Annotated in this window: 7 protein-coding genes; all 7 read left to right on the top strand. The window is 65.4% G+C overall.

Annotated features, from left to right (window positions below; genetic code table 11):
• Nucleotides 1-122 precede the first annotated feature (122 nt).
• Nucleotides 123-839, top strand: coding sequence for a hypothetical protein (locus tag RBH18_RS41455; RefSeq protein ID WP_306215997.1), 717 nt, complete (start codon nucleotides 123-125; stop codon nucleotides 837-839).
• A 166-nt stretch (nucleotides 840-1005) separates the two neighbouring features.
• Nucleotides 1006-1812 carry a hypothetical protein gene (locus RBH18_RS41450; protein ID WP_306215996.1) on the top strand — a complete coding sequence of 269 codons (807 nt, stop codon included), beginning with the start codon at nucleotides 1006-1008 and terminating at the stop codon, nucleotides 1810-1812.
• Between the two features lie 62 nt (nucleotides 1813-1874).
• On the top strand, nucleotides 1875-3005 hold the full coding sequence (locus RBH18_RS41445) for a hypothetical protein (RefSeq protein ID WP_306215995.1): 1131 nt from the start codon (nucleotides 1875-1877) through the stop codon (nucleotides 3003-3005).
• Entirely contained in the window at nucleotides 3002-4498 is a 1497-nt protein-coding gene (locus RBH18_RS41440) for a hypothetical protein (RefSeq protein WP_306215994.1), read from the top strand. Before RBH18_RS41445 ends, RBH18_RS41440 begins: the two co-directional genes overlap by 4 nt.
• Nucleotides 4495-5817, top strand: coding sequence for an AAA family ATPase (locus RBH18_RS41435; RefSeq protein WP_306215993.1), 1323 nt, complete (start codon nucleotides 4495-4497; stop codon nucleotides 5815-5817). Before RBH18_RS41440 ends, RBH18_RS41435 begins: the two co-directional genes overlap by 4 nt.
• 61 nt (nucleotides 5818-5878) lie before the next feature.
• Entirely contained in the window at nucleotides 5879-7114 is a 1236-nt protein-coding gene (locus RBH18_RS41430) for a metallophosphoesterase family protein (protein WP_306215992.1), read from the top strand.
• Nucleotides 7111-8983: AAA family ATPase (locus RBH18_RS41425; RefSeq protein ID WP_306215991.1), on the top strand; the 1873-nt coding region annotated here is incomplete at its 3' end. The genes RBH18_RS41430 and RBH18_RS41425, both read left to right, overlap by 4 nt.

Raw genomic sequence — 8983 nt, 5'->3', positions numbered from 1 at the left:
GCCACGCGTTCGCAGATCGGCTGTTCGTACTCCCGCCGTGCGCACCGATCCGCCACCGGAACAAGCTGAAGAGGTGAGCGGCATTGCCGCGCTAAGGCAGGCATCGTACATACGATCAGTTCATGCAAGTTGACGCTCAGCTACCGACCCCATCGCGCAGCCCCACCTGGTGGTGGTTCCTCATCCCGGTGCTGACGATCGGCTTCGGCGCGTTCGTCATGGTGTTCCTCGGCGGGTGGAGGCTCAAGTCCCGGCCACACATCTACGCCGCCGGTGGATACCTACTGACTACGATGATCTACATCTGCACCACCGGAGCGATGGCACCGGCCGAAGGCGACCCAGCAAGCGACCCCAGCTCCGGGTTCGGTCTCGTCATCGCGGCATTCGTGGTCATCTGCTGGCTCGGAGGCACACTGCACACGCTGATTCTCCAGACGATGGTCGCCCGGCTTGCACCACGAACTAAGCCCATTCAACAGGTGCCGGTCACCTCGGATCCGGCCATCGCGGCCGCGAGGTGGCGCTCGATACGACGGGCCGAAGCCCGCCAGTTAATGCAACATGACCCAGGAATGGCGTGGGAGCTGCGCATCGGCCGGCCTGACCTCCAAGGCCGCCAGTACGACGACGGCGGCCTGATCGACGTCAACCACGTGCCGGCGGATTGGCTGGCGCACGTTCTCGACCTCCCGCAGGCGCTTGCTGAGGAGATCATGGAGGTGCGCACTCGCCGCCACGGTCTGAACACCGCCGACGAGTTGGTCGTCTACTGCGACGGCATGACGCCCGAACGGCTCGACCGGATCCGCGACTTCCTCGTGTTCCGCCCTCTCTGAAAGCCACGGCACGTATGACCAGCACACCGCCTCCCTACACCGGCACGGCACCGCAGTTAGCGCTTACCCCCTCGATGACCAGGCCCCCGCCGCTCAAGGGTGAAGCGCAAAGGATCTTGCTGGCAAATGCTGGAAGATAGTGGAACGCGGTGCTAGCCTTCCCCGCATGGCTGACACGATGGATGACCTCGAGGACCTCATCTCAGGTCTTCGAACACGAATCCGTCGCGCGCTGTCCAGCGGACAGCGCGGCGAGGTTCCAGCACTTCGTGCCGAACTGCGCGCGGCCGAACAACGATGGGACGAGGCCCTACAAGGCATCGAAGCACCAGACAACGGCCAAGTACATGCGCTGCTTGGGGCGTTGCCATCCAGCGTGTCACTACTCCCCATGCGCGAACAGGTCCATCAGGTACTCACCTTGCTCGGGGTGCCTGCTGCACCGAAGCTAATCGTGGCGGTACACGAGGCGTTCTACGCCGGCGACTTGGTCAGCGCGAAACTGACCAGCCTTCGGCGGGACGAGGAGCGTTCGTTTCGCTCGGCGCCATTCTCGCGGCCGTACTACCTATGCAGCGCACTCGCGGTGGACCAGTTGGTCAGCGTGCGGGGTCTGCTGGCGGTTTCCACCTGGTCCCTGGACCGCCGAATGATCGGCCCGCTGTCGCCGCGTGTCGACTTCCTGGCAGGGGCGATCCAGCTGGCTGAGCACGTCGAGCGGACGGGCGATCCTGGACCACAGGCGAGCAGGTTGTTATGGCGGTTCGCGACCAACATCCCGGGCGCTGCAGAATCGTTCGACGCTGCCAAACCAGCGGCGATCATCTCGGCCGCGCGGGCCGAACTCGAAGTCCACGACGACTCCGATCGTGCACAACGCAAAGCTGCAGCCGACACAGCTCGCCGTCGACTCGACGACGTTCAGCAGCTGTTCGGCGCTTCACCGCTAAGAGCAGTACGCAGCGCCACCTAAATCTTTCCCGATACCGGCGGCCTGGTCCCGCGAAGACCGGACCCGTCTCTGCAGAGGACAGAATGACCGTCGTCGACGACCGTCTCAACACTATCCGTGGTGCGGCACCGCGAAAGCCGCACAACGCCCGCACTCTTGCTGCTCTCGCCGCGAACCCCGGCTGCCAACGTCGAACGCTCATGGACGCCGCCGGCGTGGACAAGGCCTCGGTCGCTGACCGGCTCGGCTATCGAATGACCGTAGGCCAGATGTCGAGCATCGCGCTGGCCCGAGGCAAGAGCTTCGAGGCCCAAGTCAAGGCCGAGGGAGGTAACGATCTTCTCCGGCTCCTGAGGCAACACATCGATCTGCCAACAATGCAGGCGCATTACCACGATCTCAACCCGGCTGATGACGACGACCGGATCAGCGCCCGGCTTCGTCGATCTCGCAGTGCTCTGGTGGAGGCCGCGCGCGCCACGGACCCCGTCGGGACGATGTTCGATCACCCGATCCTGCAGCTGACTATGAACGGCGTTCGGGTCCACATCGAGCCCGATCTTGTCGCCTTCAAGTTCGGTGACCGCTTCCACATCGTAGAGATCAAGTCATTCCCGATCGTGGACGGCACGGCGGATTCCGGAAAGGTGGCCGCCGCAGCCCAGCAGTCGGCGGTTTACGTGCTGGCAATGCGTGAGATGCTGCAGACCGCCGGGCTCTCGCCGGAACTGGTCTCCCACGAGGTGATGCTCGTGTGCCCCAAGGACTTCAGCAACCAGCCGGTAGCGGAGTTGATCGACGTACGCAAGCAGCTTGCATCACTGCAGCGCCACCTGACTCGCCTGGATTCGATCGACGATCTCCTGTCGCTTCTGCCCCCATCGCTGACTTTCGACCTGCTGCTGGATCGAGACAACCAGCCGACCCGCAATCCTGTGCAGCTCGCTGAGGACCTCACCCAAGTTACTGCGCGGTACTCCCCGGGCTGTCTGGAGAGCTGCGAGCTAGCTGGTGTGTGCCGGGCGGAGGCGGACGGCACCGTTCCGGTACTCGGCCGGGTGGTCCGCGAGGAGCTGGGCGGCATCGACTCCATTGCCGCAGTAGTCGGACTGGCCACTGGAAGCCGACAGCCGGACGACAGCCAGCGTCAGACCACTCGTCTGTTGCGCGCGGCCTACCAGATGCGGCAGCAGGCCTTGGAGGCACGGCGATGACCATGATGACGTCACTGGCCAGGGCTCTGGCCGCTGATGCACAGAGACCACAGCGCTTGACCATGTATCGCCACCTGCACATTTCTGATCACCCGATCGTGATGGTGCCAATCACTCTGGCAGGCGAGACGAACGCGCCCCTGGCAATGTTGGTCGGCACCGACCCTGCACGGCCCGCAGTGATCGTCACCCGACAGCCGCGTGAGCGCGCCGAGCGGCTGCGCTTTGCGGAACGGCTCGCCGGACATCTCCTGTACCCGATCGCGGCGATGGCGGCTATTACGCAGCGAGTCGAAAGCCGTGGAGCAGAACTATCGATACGGGCCACCGAGGCTCCACAAATTTGGGTTCCGAACCCGGCCGGCGTCGACTACGTCCGGCTCCTCGGGCGGATGACGCGATTCCGGTCCAGCGAGGGTCGCTGGGCTGTCGCCCCGTCCGTACGGCAACTGGGTATCTGGCTCACCTGGCTGGCAGAGCAGGCCGAGTTCGCGGACTCCTGTGTGCTGGTGCCGGTCACCCGGGCGTTGAGCGAGGTGTGGGCGACCGGCCAGAGCGAAGTCGAGGACGGCAATCTCGCCGCACTGATGGCATGGCTGGCGCCGCCGCCTGGGATGGCGATCGTCGATGCGGTGCGCCGTGCCGAGGATCCGGCTCTGTGCCCGCCTGCAGGTCCAGCGACCGACCCCACCTTCGACAGGCTGTTCCTGCAGCCCGCTCTCAGAGATCTCGCCTCGGCGTCGACGGAACCCGCCAGACAGCAGGTCCTCGGCAGGTTGACCAGCATGCTCCTGGAACAGATGAGACCGACCTGGGATCTGATGTGGCAGGGCATCGAACTGCTTCGGCACGAGCCGCCAGCCCCCCGGGTTGCGCGCCGGTGGGAGCGGCAACGCGACCGCTTCTCCGCCTTCCACTACTACGTGACGAACGGCGGGTATCCGCAGGCCAAGCGGGACAACGCGGTGCGCGGGGCACAACGCCTCGCCGAGATGGAACTACGGCTGGCCAGCTTCAACGCCGAGCGTGCCTACGACGACCCACTCGTGATCGCCGACCACCGGCTCGCCGGAGAGGCCTTTGCCGGCACGGTTGTTGCGATCGACGCCACACGCCGGGTTCGGGCAATACAAAAGCTTGTGTCTCGCCCCCTGGTGACCGTCACCAGCACCGACCCAGTCCGGCTCGACGAGGGACAACAGGTACACGACCCGAGCCGGGATGGCCAACGGGCACTGATCACCCGCATCGAGGAGACCACCGACGGCTGGGTCATCGAACTCGAACTTCAGGACAAGATGGGCCGCGGCCGGACGCCAGCACCAGGCTCCGTCCCGGCCGTCGGCGATGAGCTGGTCTACACCGCGGTCGCCGACACCTTCGTACGCCGCGGCCGGGCTTGGCCCACCCGTGACGACATCCCGTGGACCCATGGCGGGCCCCCGCCCGAGTACGTTCCAGTACCTGAGGACGCGGTGGAGGACTGGTCATGATCTCGTCTCAGCAACTCGCCGAAGCCCGAACCGCCGAGATCATCGCCGACTTCACCGAGACACGGCAGCAAGGCGTCGTTGTCGATTCGCCGCCGGGAGCGGGCAAGTCCACCCTCGTCGTCCGGGTGGCTGCGGAGGTCGCCGAAGCTGGCGACCCGATCATGGTGGTCGCGCAGACCAACGCGCAGGTCGATGACCTCACCAGAAGCATCGCCGATCGGCTGCCGCATCTGCGGGTCGGACGGCTCACCCGCGAGGACTACGGAACACCCAGCTGGGTTCAGTTGCCGAATGTGCAGATCGGCAGCCGTCTGGATGCCCTCGGGGACTGTCGCGTTGTGGTTGGAACCGCGGCGAAATGGAGCCGGGCGGAAGTATCGGGGAAGCTCCCCTGGGCGATCGTGGACGAGGCCTATCAGATGCGTTCCGACATGCTCCTGCTGATCGCCCCGCTGTTTCAGCGGATGCTGTTTGTCGGTGACCCCGGGCAACTGGACCCGTTTTCACCGGTCGACGGCGAGCGGTGGGCCGGCCTGCCGTGGGATCCGATGCAGAGCGCCGTCGCCGTGCTGCTGCGCAACAATCCGGACATCACGCCCCACCACCTGCCCTTGTCGTGGCGGCTGCCGCCCAGCGCGGCCCGCGTCGTGCAAGAAGCGTTTTACCCGTTCACCCCCTTCCAACCCGGTACCGCCCTCGCCGACCGCAACGTCGTGCTGCGCGTTCCCGGCCTGCATCCCACCCCTGTGGACGAGGTGATCAACAAGGCGGCCGAGACGGGGTGGGGCTTCTACGAGTTGGACCATCGCAACACGGTACGCACCGATGAGGAGGCAGTCGCCGCGACGGCCAACATCGCCGCACGCCTGCTGCAACGTGGTGTGGAAACGTACTGCGAACGCGCCCGGGGCGGACGGCCGCTGGCCGCCGACCGGATCGCGGTCGGCGCAGCGCACCGCGACCAGGTGGCCGCCCTCGGCCGTGAACTCCGTGCCCGTGGTGCGACCGGGATCCGGGTGGATACCGCCAACAGGCTGCAAGGCGCCGAATTCGATATCACCGTCATCCTGCACCCGCTGTCAGGGCGGATTGACGCCACCGCATTCCACCTCGAATCCGGTCGCCTGTGTGTGCTGGCCTCGCGGCACCGGCACGCCAGCATCGTCGTCGGCAGACAGGGAATCCCGGAGCTTCTGGACGCCCACCCATCCACCGAGCCGATGCACCTCAGATCGTTCATCAAATTCCCGGACGGGTGGGAAGCCAATCAGGCCATGCTCGCCCATCTCGGTGGTCACCGGGTCAGGGCCTCTGCCTGACGTCGGCACGCCACATTCACGCCAGCGCACACGTTCCCCTTCACGAAAGGGTCATCGCCACATGCAGGTGCTACACACCTCCGACTGGCACGCCGGACGCACCACGTACAACCGTTCCCGTGCCATCGACCTAGACGACGCTCTCACCGAAATCATCAGCATCGCCCGCGACGTGCGCCCCGACGCAATCATCAACTCCGGTGACCTGATCGACCACTCCAAAGTCAGCCACACCGAGATCGAACGCGTCGTCGACGCTCTTGCCGAGCTCGGGGCCATCGCCCCGACCATCGTGGTCGCCGGCAACCACGACAACTTCAGCCAGATGCGCTACCTCGACCGGCTCGGACGCGTCAACCGGCTCTACTTCGTCAACAAGCCCGTCGGCATCAGCGGCGACCATCTCGTCATCCCCGGCCGCGATGGCAACACACTGCGAGTCGGTGCGCTACCGTTCGTGTCTGCCGAACGAGGCGTTGATATCTTCGATGACCCCCGCCAATGGGCCGGCGACTATCGGGCACGCATCGCAGATCTTCAGGCCAGGATCACCGCTGGCCTCACCGCAACCCTGGACCCGACCCGCGAGCTGACCGTCTTCGCAGCTCACCTGCATGTCACGGGGGCTGGGCTGTCCGGCAGCGAGCGTGCCCGCCACTGCAGCGACGACTACGCGTGCGATCCTGCCGCGATCCCGCCGGTCGACTATGCCGCGTTCGGGCACATCCACGACCCGCAGGACCTTCCCGGCGCCGTTCCTGGCCGCTACGCGGGCTCCCCGATCCCGCTGGACTTCGGCGAGGCCGGTCAGCAGAAGAGCATCACGCTCGTCACCCTCGAACCCGGCAAGCCGACGCGCTGCGAGCCGATCGCACTCAGAGGCGGCCGATCTCTGATCAGGTTCGACGGCAGCCTCACGGATCTGCAATCGCAGGCTGCGTTGATCGGCGATGCCCTATGCCTGGCAACGGTCCACACCGACACACATGACCCCGCCCTGTCACAGCGCGTCCACGAAATCCTCGAACGAGCCACCGTCCTGGACGTCCAACAGCGCGTCGCCGGCACGCGCGGAGGTTCCCTGGTGGTAGAGCCGGGCACCGTCACCGCCCAGCGACCCTTACTGGACTCATTCAGCACCTACCTGCAGCAAATCGACACGCGTACCGCCCCTGCCGACCAGGTGATGGCGCTTATGGCGGAGTTCCTCGCGGCAGACCATGAGGACCGCGACCCTTGCTTCGCCGTCGAAACGCTGCTCACAGACGACCACACGACAGAGGCAGCCGCCACATGAGACCACTCGAACTCACCTTCTCCGGCCTGCGTTCCTACCGCAGCAAACAGCACATCGACTTCCGCGGACAGAGCCTCGTCGGAATCACCGGCGACACCGGAGCTGGCAAGTCGTCCATCTTCATCGCCATCAACTTCGCACTTTTCGGAGCCTGCACCTTCGAAGCCGCCACCCCGAAGGTCCTCATCGCCGACGGCGGCGATGGAATCCTCTCCGTGAAACTGCTCTTCGAAGCACGCGGCAAAGAATGGAAGGTCAGCCGGCGCCTGTCGAAGACCTCAACCAACTCCCAGCATCAGCTCGAAGCCCTCGACGGATCCGAGACACGTGTCGGCCGCGATTCCGTCAATGCACGCATCCAGCAGCTCATCGGCCTCGACCAGAAGACTTTCGTCCGCTCGGTCCTGCTGCGGCAGGGCAAGTTCGAAGAACTACTGCACGCTTCACCCGCGGAACGCACTCGCATGCTAAAAGGCCTGCTCGGCCTCGACATACTCGACACCATCGCCCAACAGGCCCGCGACCGCCGTGACACGATCATCCCTCGGCTGCATAAACTTAACGAGCGCAAAGCCGCCCTGTTCGCCGACCCGCAGGCCATCGCGTCCCAGTCCGAAGAAGAAGTCGGCCAAGCCGACGAACGAATCAAGCAGCTAAAGGCGGCGCAGGATCAACTCGCCGACTTGGCCCAGCAGCGCACCGACGCCGAACACGAACGCGGCCAGGTTCTGGAACTGACCGACGCGCTTGCCGCCGTGCTGGACACGGACGCGCCCGAGCAGCTGAAGAAGCTCGCTTCCGACGACGCGGCGCTCACCGCCGAGGACGGGGCGCTGGCCGCTGAGCTGGCGCCGTTGCGTAGCCAGCGTCAAGACCTCCTCGACCTTCTGGGCGATCGCAGACCCGGCGGTCCACTCGCCGACATTCCCGCCACTGCGGCCACTAGGCTCGGACAGTTGCGCGAGATCATCGGCCAGGAATCCGAAGCCGACGAACGCCAGGCCGTTGCGGTCGCCGAGCGGGACAACCTGCAGAACGAGGCAGCCCGAGCTGAGGCGGAAGCGAGCGACCTCACCACTCAGTGCCTCACCCTGGAGCAGCAACACAAGGATGCCGAATCCGCCGAGGCCGACCTCCAGAGACAACTCGACGGCTGGCGCACCGACCTGCGCGCCGCCCGGAAGCTCATTGCTGATGTCACTCAGCTCGGTCAAAAACTGAAGGCCGAACAAGAGAAGCACGCCACAGCGGCCGCAGTCCTTGAGCAGCACCGCGCGACCGCGGAGCAGGCCGATCAAGCGATAGCGGAGGCCGAGAAGGCCCTCGAAGCGCAGAAGCGCCTGAACGCCGCCGCCTACGCTGCTACCGGCCTGGGACCGGGTGACGACTGCCTCATCTGTCAACACGAGCTACCCGGCAGCTTCGTCCCCCCTCACGCACCGGCCCTTCACACCGCCGAACAAGAATTGACGACAGCCAAGGCGCAGACCAAGCGCGCCAACAAACTGGTCACCACCGCGCTCGGCACAGAACGGGAGAAGCACGCCCTCGCCGAACAGACAGCCGCCCGACTCGCCGAGACTTCCACCCAGGCAAAGAACGCGCTTTTGGTCCTCACCCGCCAGATCGGCCCCATCGGCCTCGATCGACTTGACGATCAAATCCTGCACACGTCCCTCAACGCTCTCGCCGACGCTCAACGGCAGGCTGAGGCCAAGTCCAGCGATCTCGAGAGAGTCCGCAGCAACGCCGCGGCAGCCACCGCGACGGCCAAGGCCATCAACAAGGACGTCAGCAGTCGTACCAAGCAAATCGAAAGGAACATCGAGCACCTCGGCAATCTGCGAGACAGAATCATCGAGCTCATGC

Source organism: Actinoplanes oryzae (assembly GCF_030757795.1).
Lineage (GTDB): Bacteria > Actinomycetota > Actinomycetes > Mycobacteriales > Micromonosporaceae > Actinoplanes.
Note: the sequence above shows the minus strand (reverse complement) of the source record. Positions and strands in the feature narration are given on the sequence as shown.

Coding starts and splice junctions, on each gene's coding strand:
- RBH18_RS41445 (WP_306215995.1), top strand. CDS start 1,875: ATGACCGTCGTCGACGACCGTCTCAACACTATCCGTGGTGCGGCACCG.
- RBH18_RS41455 (WP_306215997.1), top strand. CDS start 123: ATGCAAGTTGACGCTCAGCTACCGACCCCATCGCGCAGCCCCACCTGG.
- RBH18_RS41430 (WP_306215992.1), top strand. CDS start 5,879: ATGCAGGTGCTACACACCTCCGACTGGCACGCCGGACGCACCACGTAC.
- RBH18_RS41440 (WP_306215994.1), top strand. CDS start 3,002: ATGACCATGATGACGTCACTGGCCAGGGCTCTGGCCGCTGATGCACAG.
- RBH18_RS41435 (WP_306215993.1), top strand. CDS start 4,495: ATGATCTCGTCTCAGCAACTCGCCGAAGCCCGAACCGCCGAGATCATC.
- RBH18_RS41450 (WP_306215996.1), top strand. CDS start 1,006: ATGGCTGACACGATGGATGACCTCGAGGACCTCATCTCAGGTCTTCGA.